The 18,024-nt window shown below is 62.7% G+C and carries 17 protein-coding genes; 2 read left to right on the top strand and 15 right to left on the bottom strand.

Going from position 1 to position 18,024, the window contains the following annotated elements; translation table 11 throughout:
- Window positions 1-26 precede the first annotated feature (26 nt).
- The 15 genes from PBR20603_RS09230 to PBR20603_RS09160 all read right to left on the bottom strand — a co-directional run bounded on the left by PBR20603_RS09230 (window position 27) and on the right by PBR20603_RS09160 (window position 15,536).
- On the bottom strand, window positions 27-683 hold the full coding sequence (locus PBR20603_RS09230; protein WP_150559232.1) for a phosphoribosylanthranilate isomerase: 657 nt from the start codon (window positions 681-683) through the stop codon (window positions 27-29).
- Window positions 680-1,480: a tRNA pseudouridine(38-40) synthase TruA gene (gene truA / locus PBR20603_RS09225; protein WP_150559231.1), complete on the bottom strand. Its 801-nt coding sequence runs from the start codon at window positions 1,478-1,480 to the stop codon at window positions 680-682. The genes PBR20603_RS09230 and truA overlap by 4 nt, the downstream gene beginning before the upstream one ends.
- Window positions 1,481-1,563: 83 nt before the next feature.
- Window positions 1,564-4,551 (bottom strand): motility hub landmark protein FimV, encoded by a 2,988-nt coding sequence (locus tag PBR20603_RS09220; protein WP_150559230.1) that lies wholly within the window; start codon window positions 4,549-4,551, stop codon window positions 1,564-1,566.
- A 125-nt stretch (window positions 4,552-4,676) separates the two neighbouring features.
- Window positions 4,677-5,807: an aspartate-semialdehyde dehydrogenase gene (gene asd, locus PBR20603_RS09215; RefSeq protein WP_150559229.1), complete on the bottom strand. Its 1,131-nt coding sequence runs from the start codon at window positions 5,805-5,807 to the stop codon at window positions 4,677-4,679.
- A gap of 60 nt (window positions 5,808-5,867) precedes the next feature.
- Complete coding sequence (gene leuB / locus PBR20603_RS09210; RefSeq protein ID WP_150559228.1) at window positions 5,868-6,935, bottom strand: 3-isopropylmalate dehydrogenase; 1,068 nt, start codon at window positions 6,933-6,935, stop codon at window positions 5,868-5,870.
- A 35-nt stretch (window positions 6,936-6,970) separates the two neighbouring features.
- Window positions 6,971-7,621 (bottom strand): 3-isopropylmalate dehydratase small subunit, encoded by a 651-nt coding sequence (gene leuD / locus PBR20603_RS09205; RefSeq protein WP_150559227.1) that lies wholly within the window; start codon window positions 7,619-7,621, stop codon window positions 6,971-6,973.
- A gap of 121 nt (window positions 7,622-7,742) precedes the next feature.
- Entirely contained in the window at window positions 7,743-7,871 is a 129-nt protein-coding gene (locus PBR20603_RS09200) for an entericidin A/B family lipoprotein (RefSeq protein ID WP_010807368.1), read from the bottom strand.
- A 56-nt stretch (window positions 7,872-7,927) separates the two neighbouring features.
- Complete coding sequence (gene leuC / locus PBR20603_RS09195) at window positions 7,928-9,337, bottom strand: 3-isopropylmalate dehydratase large subunit (RefSeq protein ID WP_150559226.1); 1,410 nt, start codon at window positions 9,335-9,337, stop codon at window positions 7,928-7,930.
- A 280-nt stretch (window positions 9,338-9,617) separates the two neighbouring features.
- On the bottom strand, window positions 9,618-10,919 hold the full coding sequence (gene gltA, locus PBR20603_RS09190) for a citrate synthase (RefSeq protein ID WP_150559225.1): 1,302 nt from the start codon (window positions 10,917-10,919) through the stop codon (window positions 9,618-9,620).
- 29 nt (window positions 10,920-10,948) lie between these two features.
- Window positions 10,949-11,221 carry an FAD assembly factor SdhE gene (locus PBR20603_RS09185; protein ID WP_042115491.1) on the bottom strand — a complete coding sequence of 91 codons (273 nt, stop codon included), beginning with the start codon at window positions 11,219-11,221 and terminating at the stop codon, window positions 10,949-10,951.
- A 10-nt stretch (window positions 11,222-11,231) separates the two neighbouring features.
- Window positions 11,232-11,936 (bottom strand): succinate dehydrogenase iron-sulfur subunit, encoded by a 705-nt coding sequence (locus PBR20603_RS09180; RefSeq protein ID WP_150559224.1) that lies wholly within the window; start codon window positions 11,934-11,936, stop codon window positions 11,232-11,234.
- A gap of 12 nt (window positions 11,937-11,948) precedes the next feature.
- Window positions 11,949-13,724: a succinate dehydrogenase flavoprotein subunit gene (sdhA, locus tag PBR20603_RS09175; protein WP_150559223.1), complete on the bottom strand. Its 1,776-nt coding sequence runs from the start codon at window positions 13,722-13,724 to the stop codon at window positions 11,949-11,951.
- A gap of 3 nt (window positions 13,725-13,727) precedes the next feature.
- On the bottom strand, window positions 13,728-14,093 hold the full coding sequence (sdhD, locus tag PBR20603_RS09170) for a succinate dehydrogenase, hydrophobic membrane anchor protein (RefSeq protein WP_039368519.1): 366 nt from the start codon (window positions 14,091-14,093) through the stop codon (window positions 13,728-13,730).
- Window position 14,094: 1 nt separating this feature from the next.
- A complete protein-coding gene (gene sdhC / locus PBR20603_RS09165; protein WP_150559222.1) occupies window positions 14,095-14,508 on the bottom strand; it encodes a succinate dehydrogenase, cytochrome b556 subunit in 414 nt (137 codons plus the stop codon).
- Between the two features lie 185 nt (window positions 14,509-14,693).
- On the bottom strand, window positions 14,694-15,536 hold the full coding sequence (locus PBR20603_RS09160) for a GntR family transcriptional regulator (protein ID WP_425495797.1): 843 nt from the start codon (window positions 15,534-15,536) through the stop codon (window positions 14,694-14,696).
- 341 nt (window positions 15,537-15,877) lie between these two features.
- On the opposite strand from PBR20603_RS09160, the gene PBR20603_RS09155 reads away from it, so the two are divergent.
- Both PBR20603_RS09155 and PBR20603_RS09150 read left to right on the top strand, forming a co-directional pair.
- A complete protein-coding gene (locus tag PBR20603_RS09155; protein ID WP_039368527.1) occupies window positions 15,878-16,861 on the top strand; it encodes a malate dehydrogenase in 984 nt (327 codons plus the stop codon).
- A 603-nt stretch (window positions 16,862-17,464) separates the two neighbouring features.
- Window positions 17,465-17,950, top strand: coding sequence for a hypothetical protein (locus PBR20603_RS09150; RefSeq protein ID WP_150559221.1), 486 nt, complete (start codon window positions 17,465-17,467; stop codon window positions 17,948-17,950).
- Window positions 17,951-18,024 lie beyond the last annotated feature (74 nt).

Raw genomic sequence — 18,024 nt, 5'->3', positions numbered from 1 at the left:
GGCCCTGGCGGGCCCCGGCGGGTTGCTCATTCGGCATCGGCAGCACGCACTGCCTGCACGAACGCCGTCATGCGGGCGTGATCTTTCACGCCCCGCGACGCCTCCACACCGCTCGACACGTCGACGGCGTAAGGCGTCACCCGGCCGATGGCTTCAGCAACGTTGTGTGCGTTCAAGCCACCACTCAAAACGGCCCGACGCGCGATGTCTTTTGGAATAAGTGACCAATCGAAAACCTTTCCTCCACCGCCATAGCCCTCAACCAGTGCATCGAGCAAGATGCCTTGCGCGGCGGTGTATGCGTTGGCGAATTGTAGCAAATCGCCGCTATCTTTCGTCTCCGGGCCGATACGCATAGCGCGCATGTAAGGACGGTTGCCCGCCGCCGCCGACAGCATGGCGCATTGCTCGGGGGTTTCGTCTCCATGGAACTGCAGCGTCGTGAGCGGCACCGCCTCGACGGTACGCGAGATCTCGTCGGCCGTCACGTTGACGAACAGGCCGACCAGGCTCACGTAAGGCGGCACCCGGCGGGCCAGCTCGGCCGCGCGTGCCAGATCCACGTAGCGCGGGCTCGGCGGATAGAAAACGAGGCCGATGGCGTCGACCCCCAGCGCCACCGCGTGATCGATATCGGCCGGCTGCGACAGGCCGCAAATCTTGATTCTGGTACGCGATTTCATGAACTTGCCCACGGCATCGGGAACGGCCACGCGGCCCAGTTGGGCTCGGGCACAGAGAAACGCTCAGGATACCCCACACGCGCCAGATACAGGCCATCCGGCATAAACGTCGGGGCGGCCTGACGGCGATCCAGACTCTCGAGCACCTGCGTCATCCAACTCTCGGGCTGACGTCCCCGGCCAATGGCCACCAGACACCCCATGATGTTGCGCACCATGTGATGCAGGAACGCGCTCGCCCGAAAACGGAATACGAAGAAATGTCCCTGCTGCTCGATGTCGATGGCGTACAGATGCTTCACCGGCGTCTTGGCCTGACACTCCGACGAGCGGAACGCCGAAAAGTCATGCTCGCCCACCAGCGCCAGACTCGCGGCGCGCATCGCGCCGAGATCGAGCGGCGTATGCAGCCAGCCACACCGGCCGTCGAGCAATGGCGAACGCACGGGATGCACGTAGAGCACGTAGAAATATGTGCGCTCGAACGCGGTGAAACGCGCATGGAAGTCGTCGGGCATCGGCTGCGCCCATTGCACGGCGACCGTCTTGGGCAGAAAGGCATTGACGCCCCGCACCCACGAGAACATCGCGCGATCGAGCTCGGTGTCGAAATGCACCACCTGACCGATGCCATGCACGCCGGTGTCGGTACGCCCCGCGACCGTCGTCGGCAGGGCTACGCCGCCGAACGCCCGCAAGGCGGTCTCGAGCGCCTGCTGCACGGTGTTGCCGTGCGGCTGCGATTGCCAGCCGGAGAACGCCGTGCCGTCGTAGTGGATGCCCAGTGCAATTCGCATATGAAAAAGAAAAACGGGCGCCCAACCTGCGAGCGCCCCAAACTACGGTCAATCAGTGGTGTGATCTTCGGCGTGCCGCGGCGTCACTTGCCAAGCTCGGCCAGCCGTGTGCGGGCGACGGACTGCTGTGCAGTGTCCCCTCCGGCGATCACTTCTTCAAGCAGTTCGCGCGCACCGTCGTCGTCGCCAATGGTCTGGTACGCGGCAGCCAGTTCGAGCTTCGTATGGAACTCGTCCGGCACCTCAGGCATGGCTGGCGCGGCAGACGATGCAGCGACGGTCGCTTGCGGCGTCGGCACAGCCACTTGCGGCGCCTGCGGAGCAGCGGGCGCGGCCGCGAAGGGCGTTTGCGGCGGTGTCGAGTCCAGTGTCTCGTGCTCGATCAACGCTTCCGTGCCGGTGTCGGCCGGCAGCGTCGGCGCGCTGACAAACGCCGGAGCGGCCTGCGCGTCGTCGCCCTTCAGATCGAGGCTGAAGTCCGACAGATCGAACGACAGCGGCTTGAGCGACGGCGCTTCGTGCGCGGCATCGGTATAGCTACGCGGCGCCTCAGGGGCGTTGTGCGCCTGCGCCAATGCCGCATCGAAGTCGGCATCGCTCAGTTCCGGATAGGGATCGTCGCCCTCGTCATCCGCACCGGTTTGCTCATGGAGCGGATCGTCCTTCGGCGCCATTTTGAACTGCACCGAACCCAACCCCTTGCTCAACGACGGCAACGCATCGCTCGAAATCGTGCCCACATGCGCCGGCTGCCCCGGGATCGCCAGATCCAGATCGCCCAACATACCTGCCACGCCGCCGTCAGGCGTCGCGTCGGCCGTCGGCGCGACAGTGGCGTCGTCCGGTGCGGCGTGCGTCGGCTCGAGGGGGGCCGCCAACGTGGCAGCAACACCGCCGATCGCTGACGCGGCGCCCAGCGCTTCGAGCGCCGACAAACTGGCCGCCGCCGAATCGTCGTGAGCGGCGGGCACTTCGCCAGCCTCCGCCGCCTGCTCGGCAAACGCGGCGTCCCAATCGATTTCCGGCTCGCTGGCGGCTTCAGACACCGTTTCCGGCACCTCGGTCGCGGCCTCGTCGACGAGCGGTTCCGCGGCCGTTTCCGCCAGCGTGGGGGCCACCAGCGATTCGCCCGCCCCCTCGACGTGCGCGGTCTCGGCCGGCACATCGGTCAAAGGCGACTCGGCCTCCCATTCGTCCGCGACGCGGGCTTCTGCCACCACGGGGTCCGGCTGGACCACTTCGGCAGCCGCCACACCATCTTCCGGCGCGGACCACGCGTCGTCAGCGGCCGGCCCCCGATGTTCGTCGGCTTCCGCCTGATTCGCCGCATACAGCGCCGCGGCGCCGACGGCACCGGCCGGCGCAACGGCGCCCTGCGGGCCATCATGCGGCAGATCCTGGCCTGCTGCGAGGGTGTCCTGCCCGTCGTCATACGGTCCGGGCTGCCCCACTGGCGTATTGGCACCAGCGGCACGACGGCGGCGCATCAGCCACCACAGGCCGAACAGCACTACCAGCGCGCCAGCGCCCGGCAACACGTAAGGATTCTGGGTCACGGCACGCCAATTCATGGCGGTATTCGGCGCAGGTTTCGATGCCGCCGCCGGTGCGCTGGCCGCGGATGCCACTGCGACATCGCTTGCCGGTGCGGCCGCTGCCGCCGTGGCCTCGGACGCCGCCGTCCCTGCCGAAACAGCGGATGCCGCATCGCTGGCAGCAGCCTCCGACGCGACGGCGGCCGTGGCAGCGCTCGCTGCCGGGCTGGCGTCCTTCGTGTCGACCGCGCCCTTGGCGTCGTTCGGCGCTGTGGCGGCAGCCACGGCTTGCGTGGTTGTCTTTGCGTCGGCGGATTTCGCCGTCTTGTCCTGTGCAGTCGCCCCGGAAGCGGTGGCGGCCTGCTGCTCCAGATTCGCGACGGCCTGATTCTTCATCGCCAACAGCTTCTGGAGATCTGCTACGTTCTTCTGCAACTCATTCACCCTGCCCTGAGCCTCGGCCTGCGCCTTGCCCTGGGCGATTTGCTCTTCCTCGCTGCCGCCGGAACGACCGGCTGTGCCGCCCGCTGCCCCCTTACCGGGTCGCGACAGCTTCAATTCATCGCGCGTGGCGGGAGCGGCAGCTTCCGGTGCCTTGCCCGCTTCGATCGCGCCCTGTGCACTGCGGCCACCGGCCGGTGCTGCCTGCTGCGCCGTCGATTCGGCCAGCCGCGCGCGATACGCGTCAAACTGTTCCCGCGCGGAAGACACGAACTTGCGTGCCTGCGCGGGAGGAATACCTTGCACCTGCGTATCGGCCGGGCGGGTCAGCGTCGCCCCCTGACGCAGCCGGTTCGGATCGTCGCCGATGAATGCCGAGCGGTTCGCTTCGAACAGCGCGGTCATCATCTGCGCCAGCGTCGTGCCGCCTTCGCCGCCCGTGAATTCGCGGGCAATGGACGAGAGCGAATCTCCACGACCCACCTTTCGCGCCCCCTCTGCGGCCGCTGCCGATGCGTTGCCCGGCTGAGCAGACGCAGCGGGCGCCGGAGCAGATGCCGCCGGTGCCGCGGGCGCGGACGCAGCGGCAGTCGCGTCATTCGCGCTCGCCGCAGGCACGACGGCCTGCGGTTGCGCAGCGCTGGCTTCGGGGATGGCGGACAGCGTGACTGCATTGGACTGCCGGCCGGTGCGCCATTCGAGCACCAGCAACAGATCCAGGAACGAGGTGCTGACCGGCTCGGCCGAATCGACATGCACGAGATACGTGCCGCTATACCCCGGCTCGCGCCCTCCCGTCGGCGTCACCGAAACCGAGAGCTTCTCGAGCGTGGGGTCGTAGCGCAGACCGGCCTGCTTGAAGGCCTCGCGCGGCGCGAGCTTCACCGACAAGCCATCGGCCTCAGCTTGCGACACGTTGCCCAGCACGATCACCGCACGCAACGGCTGGCCCGGACCCGAGCGCACCTGCTGCGGGCCGAACTCTGCGGCACCGGCATTGAGAAGCCCGAGGCTCCACAAGACGGCCGCCGCCGCGCTCAGGCGAAACGAGTTACGGGACGTGTTTGCGCGCTTGCCGATCGAGTATTTCCGCACTGTGTCTTGTCAAGCCTGTCAGTCGTTTGTCACTGGCCGCCCCAGCAAAATGGGGGGCCTCCCAAAGCGCGGACGGCGGCCTCGCGGGCCGCCGTTCTTCACGCCTTACCGATACGCTTCGACGCTCAAGCGTCGAGCAGGATGCGCAGCATGCGACGCAGCGGTTCCGCTGCGCCCCACAACAGTTGATCGCCCACCGTAAATGCCGACAGGTACTCCGGACCCATCGACATCTTGCGCAGACGCCCCACCGGAATGGTCATCGTGCCGGTCACGGCCGCAGGCGTCAAATCGGTCATCGACGCCTCACGCGTGTTCGGCACCACCTTCACCCAGTCATTGGCCTGGCCGATGATGTCGGTCAGTTCATCTAACGGCACATCCTTCGTAAGCTTGATGGTCAGCGCCTGGCTGTGGCAGCGCATTGCACCGATGCGCACGCACAGACCGTCCACCGGAATAGCACGCGTGCCCGGGAAACCGTCGCCCAGACCCAAAATCTTGTTGGTCTCGGCGCCGCCCTTCCACTCTTCCTTCGACTGACCGTTGCCCAGATCCTTGTCGATCCAGGGAATCAGGTTGCCGCCCAGCGGCACGCCGAATTGCTTGGTCTCGTCGGCGGTGAGCGCGTGCTGCTTGGCGAGCACCTTGCGGTCGATCTCGAGAATGGCCGAGTGCGGATCGTCGAGCAGCGCCTTGACTTCGGCATTGATACTGCCGAACTGCGTGAGCAACTCGCGCATGTGCTGTGCGCCACCGCCCGACGCCGCCTGATACGTCATCGACGTCAGCCAGTCGACCAGACCGTGCTGGAACAGACCGCCCAGGCCCATCAGCATGCAGCTCACGGTGCAATTGCCGCCGATGAAGTTCTTGGTGCCCTTCGTCAGCGAATTCTTGATCACGTCGAGGTTGACCGGATCCAGGACGATGATGGCATCGTCCGCCATACGCAGCGTCGAGGCCGCGTCGATCCAATAGCCGTTCCAGCCCGCAGCGCGCAGCTTCGGGAAGATCTCGGTTGTGTAGTCACCGCCCTGGCAGGTAATGATGATGTCGCATTTTTTCAGCTCATTGACATCATTGGCGTCTTTCAGCGAAGTCTCGTTCTTCGCCATCGACGGGGCTTTGCCGCCCGCGTTGCTGGTGCTGAAAAACACCGGCTCGATCAAGGCAAAGTCGTTCTCCTGCTGCATGCGCTGCATCAGCACAGAACCGACCATGCCCCGCCAACCTACCAGACCTACGGTTTTCATTTATCCACTCTCTTATCGTTGCAATTGCGCGCAGGGGCGTCTCCCGACGCCCCGTCAGCGTTATAGCGCGGCAACCACTGCCGCGCCCATTTCGCGCGTACCGACCTTGGTCGCGCCTTCCTGCCAGATGTCGGGCGTGCGCAAGCCTTGCGCCAGCACCTTCTTCACTGCGTTCTCCACGCGGTCGGCTTGTTCTGCGAGGCCGAACGTGTAACGCAGCATCATGGCAGCCGACAGGATCGTTGCCAACGGATTGGCCACGCCCTTGCCGGCGATATCGGGAGCCGAACCGTGCGACGGTTCGTACAGCCCCTTGTTATTGGCATCGAGCGACGCCGACGGCAGCATGCCGATCGACCCCGTCAGCATCGCGGCCTCATCCGAGAGAATATCGCCGAACATGTTGCCAGTCACCACCACGTCGAAGTTCTTCGGCGCCTTGACCAATTGCATTGCCGCGTTATCGACGTACATATGCGACAGCTCGACCTCCGGATACTGCTTGGCGACCTCGATCATCGTGTCGCGCCACAGCTGCGAAGTCTCGAGCACGTTGGCCTTGTCGACCGAGCACAAACGCTTGTCGCGTTTGGCTGCCGCCTGAAATGCGACGTGCGCGATACGCTCCACTTCAGGCACGCTATAGCGCATGGTATCAAAACCTTCGCGCGCGCCTTCGAAAGCGCCATCCGGCGACTGGCGGAAACCCTTCGGCTGACCGAAGTAGATGTCGCCGTTCAACTCACGAATGATCAGGATATCCAACCCTGCCACGATTTCCGGCTTCAGGCTCGACGCGTCGGCCAGTTCCTTGTACAGGATAGCCGGACGGAAGTTGGCGAACAGTTGAAGGTGCTTGCGCAGCCCCAGAATCGCCTGCTCGGGACGCAGCGCGCGCTCGAGCGAATCGTACTTCCAGTCACCCACGGCGCCGAACAGAATGGCGTCCGCTTCCTTAGCGAGCTTCAGCGTGGCTTCCGGCAGCGGGTGCCCCGACGCCGCATAGCCGGCGCCGCCGACCGGCGCCTCTTCCAGCTCGAACTTTTCGCCGAGCGCGTTCAGCACATCGACGGCTTCCTTCACGATTTCCGGACCAATGCCGTCACCCGGCAACACAGCAATTTTCATGCAATCTCCTTGGATGTGCCTTGAGTGCTCGGGGCTCAGCCCGGCAAACGCGTTGCGAGCCACGGCTGCTTGGCAAGCCGCTCGGCCTCGTAGGCGCGAATCTTGTCGGCGTGACGCAGCGTCAGGCCAATGTCGTCGAAACCGTTGAGCATGCAGTACTTGCGGAACGGCGCGATATCGAATTCATATGCGCGGCCATCGGACGTCACCACCACCTGCTTGTCCAAATCGATGGTCAACTGATAGCCGTTGAACGCGGCCGTCTCGTTGAACAGATGATCGACCTGCAGCTCGGACAGCGCGATCGGCAGCAGCCCGTTCTTGTAGCAGTTGTTGAAGAAGATGTCGGCAAAACTCGGCGCAATGACGGCACGGAAGCCGTATTGCTGCAATGCCCACGGTGCGTGCTCACGCGAGCTGCCGCAGCCGAAGTTCTTGCGGGCGAGCAGAATCGTCGCTCCCTGATATCGCGGCTGGTTCAGCACGAAGTTCGGGTTAAGCGGACGCGCGCTGCAATCCTGCCCCGGCTGGCCGACATCGAGATAACGCCACTCGTCGAACAGGTTCGGGCCGAAGCCCGTGCGCTTGATCGACTTCAGGAACTGCTTGGGGATGATCGCGTCGGTATCGACGTTTTCGCGATCCAGCGGTGCCACCAACCCCGTATGGACGGTAAATTTTTCCATCACGAACCACCTGATCAAAACAGATCGGCTACGGCCGGCCCCGCAAACCCGGAGCCGTCAAAGCCGGAAATTTCGTGGGTGCGTGCGCGAGGCGAATGCCCTCACGACACGCACCGTCGCATCACTTCTTCGCGGCGTTCTCGAGGGCCGAGCCAGCGGCTTGCGTATCCTTGCCGAGGCCCGCCATCGTGTTGCAACCCGCCACACCCAGCACCAGCACCGCACCGATCAGCATCCACAGTTTCTTCATGATTTTTTCTCTGTCAAAGACGATGTCAAACGACGGTTAAACCGATGCCAAAGCGTTCAGACGAGGCGCCGAACGTCGACGAAATGGCCTTCGATGGCAGCCGCTGCCGCCATCGCCGGGCTCACGAGGTGCGTACGCCCGCCCGCGCCCTGACGGCCTTCGAAGTTGCGATTCGAGGTCGACGCACAGCGCTCACCCGGCTCCAGACGGTCCGCGTTCATCGCCAGACACATCGAGCAGCCCGGCTCGCGCCATTCGAAGCCTGCGGCCTTGAAGACCTGATCCAGGCCTTCTTGTTCAGCCTGATGCTTCACGAGGCCCGAGCCCGGCACCACCATCGCCAGACGCACGTTCGACGCCACACGACGGCCGAGCTTCTTCACGACGTAAGCCGCGGCACGAATATCTTCGATACGCGAGTTGGTGCACGAGCCGATGAACACCTTGTCGACGTTGATGCTCGCCATCGGCGTGTCCGGCGTGAGCGCCATGTACTCGAGCGCGCGCTCCATGGCGCTGCGCTTGACCGGGTCCTTCTCCTTCTCGGGATCGGGCACGCGGTCTTCGATGCTCACGACCATCTCCGGCGACGTTCCCCAGCTCACCTGCGGACGCAGCGTATTCGCATCGATCTCGACCACATGGTCGAACTGGGCACCCGGATCCGTATGGAAGGTGCGCCAGTAGGCTTCGGCTTGCTGGAACTCCACCCCCGTCGGCGCGAACGGACGGCCCTTCACATAGTTGATCGTGGTGTCGTCCACGGCCACCAGACCGGCGCGCGCTCCGGCCTCAATGGCCATGTTGCAAACGGTCATGCGGCCTTCCATCGTGAGCGAGCGGATCGCCGAGCCGGCGAATTCGATGGTGTAACCCGTGCCACCCGCCGTGCCGATCCGGCCGATGACGGCCAGCACGATGTCCTTGGCGGAACAACCGCGCGGCAGCGTGCCTTCGACCTTCACGAGCATGTTCTTGCTCTTCTTCATGAGCAGCGTCTGCGTGGCGAGCGTGTGCTCGACTTCCGACGTGCCGATGCCGAACGCCAACGCGCCGAACGCGCCATGCGTGGAGGTATGCGAGTCGCCGCAGACCACCGTCATGCCGGGCAACGTGGCGCCCTGCTCCGGGCCGATCACGTGCACGATGCCCTGACGGAGGTCGTTCATCTTGAATTGGGTGATGCCGAAGTTGTCGCAGTTAGCGTCGAGCGTGTCGACCTGCAAGCGCGAAATCGGATCGGCAATGCCTTGCGTACGATCGGTCGTCGGCACGTTGTGATCCGACACCGCGAGGTTGGCGGAAAGACGCCAGACCGGACGCTGCGCGAGTTTTAGCCCCTCGAACGCCTGCGGACTGGTCACCTCGTGCAACAGATGACGGTCGATGTAGAGCAACGTAGTGCCATCGTCCTCGGTATGCACGACATGTGCATCCCACAATTTGTCATACAGCGTCTTGGCCATGATAAAAACGCGGGGCTAAATTATCGTTCTGAGAACAACAATCGTTCTGGGAACTTTTGATTATGCCATAGCGCTTTCGCGCCGGCGGAATACGAAATCCCCGGGAAACCGGGCGGTAAACGCACGATCAACCGGGGATTTGTGCGAATCACGGCAGCTTGTGCCGTGGCTTCGAATATAGCGCAACGAGGGCTCGTTGCGGGCCGCACCGCCTTGCCGTTTCGGCAAGGTTGCGGTGCCGGCACGGCAAGCGGGGGCCGTGCCGGACGCCTCGACAGGCTTAGCGCTTGTCGATCGACGCGACTTCGCGCGGCGTGTGGCCGATGAACAGCTGACGCGGACGGCCGATCTTCTGATCCGGCTCGCCGATCATTTCATTCCACTGCGCGATCCAGCCCACGGTACGTGCCAGCGCGAAGATGCAGGTAAACATCGACGTCGGGATGCCCAGCGCGCGCTGAACGATGCCCGAGTAGAAGTCGACGTTCGGGTACAGCTTGCGCGACACGAAGTATTCATCTTCCAGGGCGATCTTCTCGAGCTGCATGGCCAGCTTGAACAGCGGGTCGTCGTGCAGGCCGAGTTCGTTGAGCACTTCGTAGCACGTCTCGCGCATCAGCTTGGCGCGCGGGTCGTAGTTCTTGTACACGCGGTGACCGAAGCCCATGAGCTTCACGCCCGAGTTCTTGTCCTTCACCTGCTTGATGAATTCGGGGATCTTGTCCGGCGAACCGATCTGCTCGAGCATGTTCAGCGCGGCTTCGTTCGCACCACCGTGCGCCGGGCCCCACAGACACGCGATACCGGCGGCGATACAGGCGAACGGATTCGCACCCGACGAACCAGCCAGACGGACGGTCGACGTCGAAGCGTTCTGCTCGTGATCGGCGTGCAGGATCAGGATACGGTCGAGGGCGCGCACCAGCACGTCGTTGACTTCGTATTCTTCGCACGGGTTGGCGAACATCATGCGCATGAAGTTCGCGCTGTACGACAAATCGTTACGCGGGTACACGAACGGCTGGCCAATGCTGTACTTGTACGCCATGGCGACGAGCGTCGGCAGCTTGGCGATCAGGCGGATGGCCGAGACTTCGCGGTGCGTCGGATTGTTGATGTCCAGCGAGTCGTGGTAGAACGCCGACAGGGCACCGACCGAACCGGTCAGCACAGCCATCGGGTGAGCATCACGACGGAAACCACGGAAGAAGAAGTTCATCTGCTCGTGAACCATCGTGTGACGGGTCACGGTCTTGACGAACTCTTCCTTCTGTTGCGCGTTGGGCAGTTCGCCCTTGAGCAGCAGATACGAGGTCTCGAGGAAGTCGCAGTGGGTAGCCAACTGCTCGATCGGGTAACCGCGGTACAGCAGTTCGCCCTTGTCGCCATCGATGTAGGTGATGGCGGAATTGCACGACGCCGTCGACATAAAGCCCGGGTCGTACGTAAACTTGCCGGTCTGGCCGTACAGCTTGCGGATGTCGATTACATCCGGGCCCATGGTTCCCTGATAGATCGGCAGTTCGACGCTGGGCGAACCGTCAGAGAAAGATAGGGTGGCTTTAACATCAGACGGAGTCATATCGCTTCCTCAAAAAAATACTTAAACCCCTACACGGCACGCAATAGCGCCAGCAGGCGCTGCACGTCCGGCCCGTCCAGATCCGCCTCGGGCTCTTTACGCGCTAGCAGCAGATCCATCAAATCGTTGTCGCTCAAATCGAGCAGCTTTGTGAGGGCGCCCACATCCTCGTCGGTCATCGAGGCTTCGTACTTGGCGAAGAATCGTTCGAGGATGAGGTCGTTTTCCAGCAAACCGCGACGTGCCCGCCAGCGCAGGCGGGCACGTTTGACCGGATCGGACTGGTGATTGATATCCGGCATGATCGCTTGGTCAGACGGCGCGGCGCACCATCAGCTCCTTGATCTTGCCGATGGCCTTCGTCGGGTTCAGACCCTTCGGGCACACATCCACGCAGTTCATGATCGTGTGGCAACGGAACAGGCGGTACGGATCTTCCAGGTTGTCCAGACGTTCGTTGGTCGCCGTATCGCGGCTGTCCGCGATGAAGCGGTAAGCCTGCAGAAGACCGGCCGGCCCGACGAACTTGTCCGGGTTCCACCAGAAGCTCGGGCACGACGTGGAGCACGATGCGCACAGAATACACTCGTACAGACCGTCCAGCTCATCACGTTGCTCGGGCGACTGCAGACGCTCCTTCTCCGGTGCCGGCTCGGGATTGATCAGGTACGGCTTGATCGAGTGGTACTGGTTGAAGAAGTGCGTCATGTCGACGATCAGATCGCGAATGACGGGCAGACCCGGCAGCGGCTTCAGAACGATCTTGTTCGGCAGATCGTTCATGTTGGTCAGGCAGGCCAGACCATTCTTGCCGTTGATGTTCATCGCGTCCGAACCGCACACACCTTCGCGGCACGAGCGGCGGAAGGCAATGCCTTCATCGAGCTTCTTGAGCTTGACCAGGGCGTCGAGCAGCATGCGCTCGTGACCGTCGAGTTCGACCTCGTAGGTCTGCATGTACGGTGCGGCGTCCTTGTCCGGATCGTAGCGGTAGACTTCAAAAATGCGTTTCATGATCTTGCGAATCCCTTAGAACGTCCGCGCCTTGGGCGGAACCGAGTCGACGGTCAGCGGCTTCAACTGCACCGGCTTGTAATCCAGACGGTTGCCCTCGCTGAAGAACAGCGAGTGGCGCATCCAGTTGGCGTCGTCACGCTCCGGATAGTCGCTGTGCGCATGCGCCCCGCGGCTTTCCTTACGGGCTTCCGCAGCGATCATGGTGGCCTTGGCCACTTCGATCAGGTTGTCGACTTCCAGCGCTTCCATACGCGCCGTGTTGAACACCTTCGACTTGTCTTTCAGGTGCACGTGCGACACGCGCTCGGCCACTTGCTTGATCTCGTCCACGCCTTCCTTGAGCAGCTCCGAGGTGCGGAACACGCCGGCGTGCTTCTGCATCGTTGCACGGATGTCGTTAGCGATGTCCTGAGCGTATTCGCCCGAGCTGGAGGCTTCCAGACGGCCCAGACGCGCCAGTGCGTTCTCGCCGGCGTCGGCAGGCAGCGGCTTGTGGTCGCCGTGATTCTTCACGAAGTCGACGATGTGGTTACCAGCCGCGCGGCCGAACACCACCAGGTCGAGCAGCGAGTTCGTGCCCAGACGGTTCGCACCGTGGACCGACACGCACGAGCATTCGCCCACAGCATAGAAGCCGTTGACCGGGACCGACGAGCCATCCTTCTGCAGGACGACCTGACCGTTGTAGTTCGTCGGAATACCGCCCATCTGGTAGTGGATGGTCGGCACGACGGGGATCGGTTCCTTGATCGCGTCGACGTTGGCGAACTTCAGGGCGATTTCGCGAATCGACGGCAGACGCTTCATGATCGTCTCGGCACCGATGTGCGAGAGGTCGAGCAGCACGTAGTCGCCGTTCGGGCCGCAGCCACGGCCTTCCTTGATTTCCTGGTCCATCGAACGCGACACGAAGTCACGCGGCGCCAGATCCTTCAGCGTCGGGGCATAGCGCTCCATGAAGCGCTCGCCGTTCGAGTTACGCAGAATACCGCCTTCGCCACGCACACCTTCGGTGATCAGCACGCCCGCGCCGGCCACGCCGGTCGGGTGGAATTGCCAGAATTCCATGTCTTCGAGCGGAATGCCCGCACGCGCGGCCATGCCCAGACCGTCACCGGTGTTGATGAACGCGTTGGTCGAAGCAGCGTACACACGGCCGGCACCGCCGGTCGCGAACAACGTGCACTTGCCTTCGAGCAGGTAGACGTCGCCGGTTTCGAGCTCCAGCGCCGACACGCCGAGGACATCGCCCTCTTCGTTGCGGATCAGATCGAGCGCCATCCACTCCACGAAGAAGTGAGTCTTGGCGGCCACGTTCTGCTGGTACAGCGTGTGCAGCAGCGCGTGACCGGTACGGTCAGCCGCCGCGCAAGCGCGCTGGACAGGCTTCTCGCCGTAGTTGGCCGTGTGGCCGCCGAACGGACGCTGGTAAATCGTGCCGTCCGGGTTACGGTCGAACGGCATACCGAAGTGTTCCAGTTCATAGACAGCGTTCGGCGCCTGACGGCACATGAACTCGATCGCATCTTGGTCGCCGAGCCAGTCGGAGCCCTTGATCGTGTCGTAGAAGTGGTAATGCCAGTTGTCTTCGCTCATGTTGCCGAGCGAAGCACCAATGCCGCCCTGAGCCGCGACGGTATGCGAACGGGTGGGGAACACCTTGGACAGCACGGCCACCGACAGACCGGCCTTGGCCAGTTGCAGCGAAGCGCGCATGCCCGAACCACCTGCGCCCACGATGACTACGTCAAAGCGGCGGCGCGGCAGCGAATTTTTAATTGCAGCCATTCTTTACACTCTCCACAGAATCTGTGCGGCATAGCCGGCACAAGCCAGCAGCCAGACGATCGTCAGCGCGTACAGCGCCAGTCGCACACCGACGGGCTTGACGTAGTCCATCCAGATGTCGCGAATGCCGACCCACGCGTGATAGAACAACGCGAGCAGCGTGACGAACGTGGCCAACTTCATCCACTGATGCGCGAAGATGCCGGCCCAGCCTTCGTAGGAGAAATCCTTGGCGGTGAAGAACCACACCAGCAGGATCACGGTGTACACGGCCATGATGACCGCAGTCATACGTTGCGCAATCCAGTCGCGCAGGCCGTAGTGCGCGCCGACGACGAGGCGCTTCGAACCAATATTGTTCTGTGCCATCTTAGAACGCTCCGAACAGCTTGAGGGCGACAGCCAGCGTCAGCACCAGCGACACGGCCAGTACGACGACGGCCGAATTCTTACCGCCTTCCTTGCTCACTGCGTCGTGATTGAAGTCCATGCGCAGATGGCGCAAGCCGGCGCAGAAGTGGTGCAGGAAGCCCCACGACAATGCCAGGATGACAAGTTTGACAAACCAGTTGGAGGCGATGCTTCGCAGAACGTCGAAGCTGAGTTCCGACGTGAGGCTCTGTTCGAACAAATAAAGCGCGAACGGCAACAGAAGGAACAAGATCACACCGCTAATACGGTGCAGGATGGAAACGATACCAGCCGGCGGGAGACGGTACGTGACAATCTGTCCGATACCGATATTCCTGTAGACTGGCCGCTCTTTTTTTACCACTTCAGCCATGCTAGACCCCATGTAGTTACATCAGCCCCGGATTTTAGCGCCGATTCTAGTGCGTTGCACCATACCGGTTCCAATGCTCCGGAAATTCCTGCCAACGGCGCACGACACGCCGCCCCTCATGCCTAGACTTTCAGGCACGCGCCGGCCACGACACCGGCTCGCCCCTGGGAAGTCGCCCTACCCTCTCAACTCAATTCGTTCTGGTAATGATGTTCCGTGGTGACGTACCAGCCCCGGCGAACTTCCACCGGCTTGTCCCCATAAGTGTAGGAAACCCGTTCCACACTCAGCAGCGGGAACCCCTTCGGCACCTTGAGCAGATCCGCCGTCATGTCGTCAGCGGCCACAGCGCGGACTTTCTCCACAGCGCGGATCATGCGGGTACCGAATTCGTCCTCGAACAGGCCGTACATCGGCCCCTTGTATTCATTGAGCCTTTCCGCCGTCAACCCGCGGAACAGCGCGCCCGGCAGCCAGATTTCGTCGAGCACCGTCGGACGGTCCGAAAAATCCATCATCCGGCGAATGAGAATGACGCCATCGCCCGCACGCAGATCGAGCTGACGTGCGATTTCCGCCGGCGCACGCATGCGGCGGCACTCGATCAGGCGGCTGGGCGGGTGATGGGGTTCGCCCGAATCGGGCGCAAGACGCAGAAACCGGAATTGCACCCGGTCTTCATGATGGGTCGCGACGAACGTGCCACGCCCCTGACGGCGCACGAGCAGATTTTCGGCGGCCAGCTCGTCGATGGCTTTACGCACCGTTCCCTGACTCACCTTGTAGCGGGCGGCCAGATCGACTTCGCTGGGAATGATTTCACCGGGCTTCCACTCGCCGGCTTGCAGGCTCTGAGTAATGAGCCCCTTGATCTGCTGATACAGCGGACTGAAGGTTGGCGACGCTCCTGCGGCAGCCGCACCCTGCGGGGCCAGAGAGGCCGGTGCGGCGTCGCGCGTGCTGTCCTGTCGCTGCGGAGCATCGACAGGCGGCGTAGTGTTGGATGTGTCGCGAACATTCGCATTCATGGCGGCGATTTGACCACAAATCAAGGCCTTCGTCCATCGAATAACAGCAATAATCCTATGTCTTATATAAGACATAAGATAGAGTTGACATTCGCTGTGACGGCTCCTACACTGGCGCGGGCTAACAGGGGCCTGCAGCCGCAGCACGGCTATCATATAAGAGAGTCCGGTGCTTCGCACTTGTCGACGGCAGCACACCCCGCAGCCCGCAAGCTTCCGTAGGTCAAGGAATTTTAGAAGCTTCATGTGACGCGGCGCTGTCAGCCTGGCAAAAAAAGCCACCCGGACGGCGAGCTTACCTTGAGCTTCGCAGGAATTTGTACACGTCTGGAGAGATTCTCATGGCAAAACCCGCAATGCGTGTCGCCGTCACCGGCGCCGCTGGCCAAATCGGCTACTCCCTGCTGTTCCGCATCGCCAATGGCGACATGCTCGGCAAGGATCAGCCCGTCATCCTGCAACTGCTCGACCTCCCGCAAGCTCAAGCCGCCGTCAAGGGCGTCGTGATGGAGCTGGAAGACTGCGCGTTCCCGCTGCTCGCCGGCGTGGTCGTGACCGACGACCCGAAGGTCGCCTTCAAGGATGCCGACGTGGCCCTGCTGGTGGGTGCCCGTCCGCGCTCGAAGGGCATGGAGCGCAAGGATCTGCTCGAAGCCAACGGCGCAATCTTCACGGTGCAAGGCAAGGCCCTCGACGAAGTCGCCAAGCGCGACGTCAAGGTGCTGGTGGTCGGCAACCCGGCCAACACGAATGCCTACATCGCCATGAAGTCGGCCCCGAATCTGCCGAAGGAAAACTTCACCGCGATGCTGCGTCTGGATCACAACCGTGCCCTGTCGCAAATCGCCGCCAAGACCGGCAAGCCGGTCGCGAGCATCGAAAAGCTGGCCGTGTGGGGCAACCACTCGCCGACGATGTACGCCGACTACCGCTTCGCGACGATCGACGGCCAGAACGTGAAGTCGCTGATCAACGACGACGTGTGGAACAATGACGTGTTCCTGCCGACCGTTGGCAAGCGCGGCGCCGCCATCATCGAAGCTCGCGGTCTGTCGTCGGCCGCCTCGGCTGCCAACGCTGCCATCGACCACATCCATGACTGGGTGCTGGGCACGAACGGCAAGTGGGTGACGATGGGTATCCCGTCGGACGGCTCGTATGGCATTCCGGAAGACGTGATCTACGGCGTGCCGGTGACCTGCGAAAACGGCAAGTACAAGCGCGTGGAAGGCCTCGAGATCGACGCCTACTCGCGTGAAAAGATGAACATCACGCTCAACGAGCTCGAAGAAGAGCGCGCTGGCGTGGCACATCTGCTGGGCTAATCCCCCGGGGACTCGGCCCCGTGCGGCGCCAAAAGCGTCGTAAGGGGCCGGAACTGCGCCGGCGGCTTACCCCCAGTGCCGGCGCAACCACCCCAATCAAGGGAACGTTTCCTGCAGTCATCGTGTCGACCAGAGCCATCACCGAAGTGACGACATGCTGCGCAGAAGACCGCGCCGTCCATCGCGCAATGACCCTGGGACCACCCTACGCAACACCGAGCGACTCCTTGGCCAAGCGAATGCAACGCCTCACTGCCACACAGAGCGCACCCGACCGGATGACCGGCGTGTGCGTAATGCCTGCGGCGGCCGTGCGGCGCAACATTTCGCGTACACCCCAGCGTTTGCTTCGCCAAGCATTCCGCCCGCTGCGCGTCATGACCGTCCGCGACGACGGCAACTTGAGCCCGCGCAGTCCCCTCCGGCGTGATGCCGAATTCCGAACAGCAACACCCCCTTCAGCGACGCCGGTTCGTACCGCCGCCGCCCGCTGCGCTTGGCTGAAAGGAATTGAAAAAATTTGTATGGTGACGCCGAACGACGCAAACTTCGTACGATAATCTGCGCTTTTGTCAGCGCTCACCTATTGCCTGGAGACTCACCATGAAAAAACTTTGCCTGACCGCGTTGGTCGCCCTGTGTTCTGCAGCCATTGTGCCGGTCGCCTTCGCTGCTGAACCGGCTGCCCAGACCGCCAAGAAGCCTGCACCGAAGAAGAAAGCACCGGCCAAGAAGAAAGCAACGGTTGCCGCTGCACCGGTCCATCCGGATGAAGGCTCGGAACAATGGAGCTGCAAGGAAAACCAGAAGCTGTTCATCAAGGGCGACATGAAGCGCGACCAGGTCCTCACGATGTTCTGGGAAGGCCGTAACTACAAGCTGCCGCGTCAACAAACGACGACTGGCGCTGACCGTTTTTACGATGCCGCAAGCGGCATGGATCTGGTTGTGATCCCGGCCAAGGCCATGCTCTTTACGCATCGCGATGGCGGCAGCCGTCTGGCGGACGAATGCATGACGCAAGCGATGTCGGAGCAAAACAAGCTCGCCCCGACCCAATCGGTCGAACTGATCAAAGTGACTAACTGAGCCTTGCCGGGCGGACTGGGACGCCGATCGCATGACGCGCCAGCCGCCTTCCTGCCGCAAGCTCTGCATTACCA

Origin of the sequence: Pandoraea bronchicola, assembly GCF_902459805.1 — a bacterium.
Taxonomy (GTDB): domain Bacteria; phylum Pseudomonadota; class Gammaproteobacteria; order Burkholderiales; family Burkholderiaceae; genus Pandoraea; species Pandoraea bronchicola.
The sequence above is the reverse complement of the archived record's forward strand: the minus strand, read 5'-3'. Positions and strand labels throughout refer to the sequence as shown.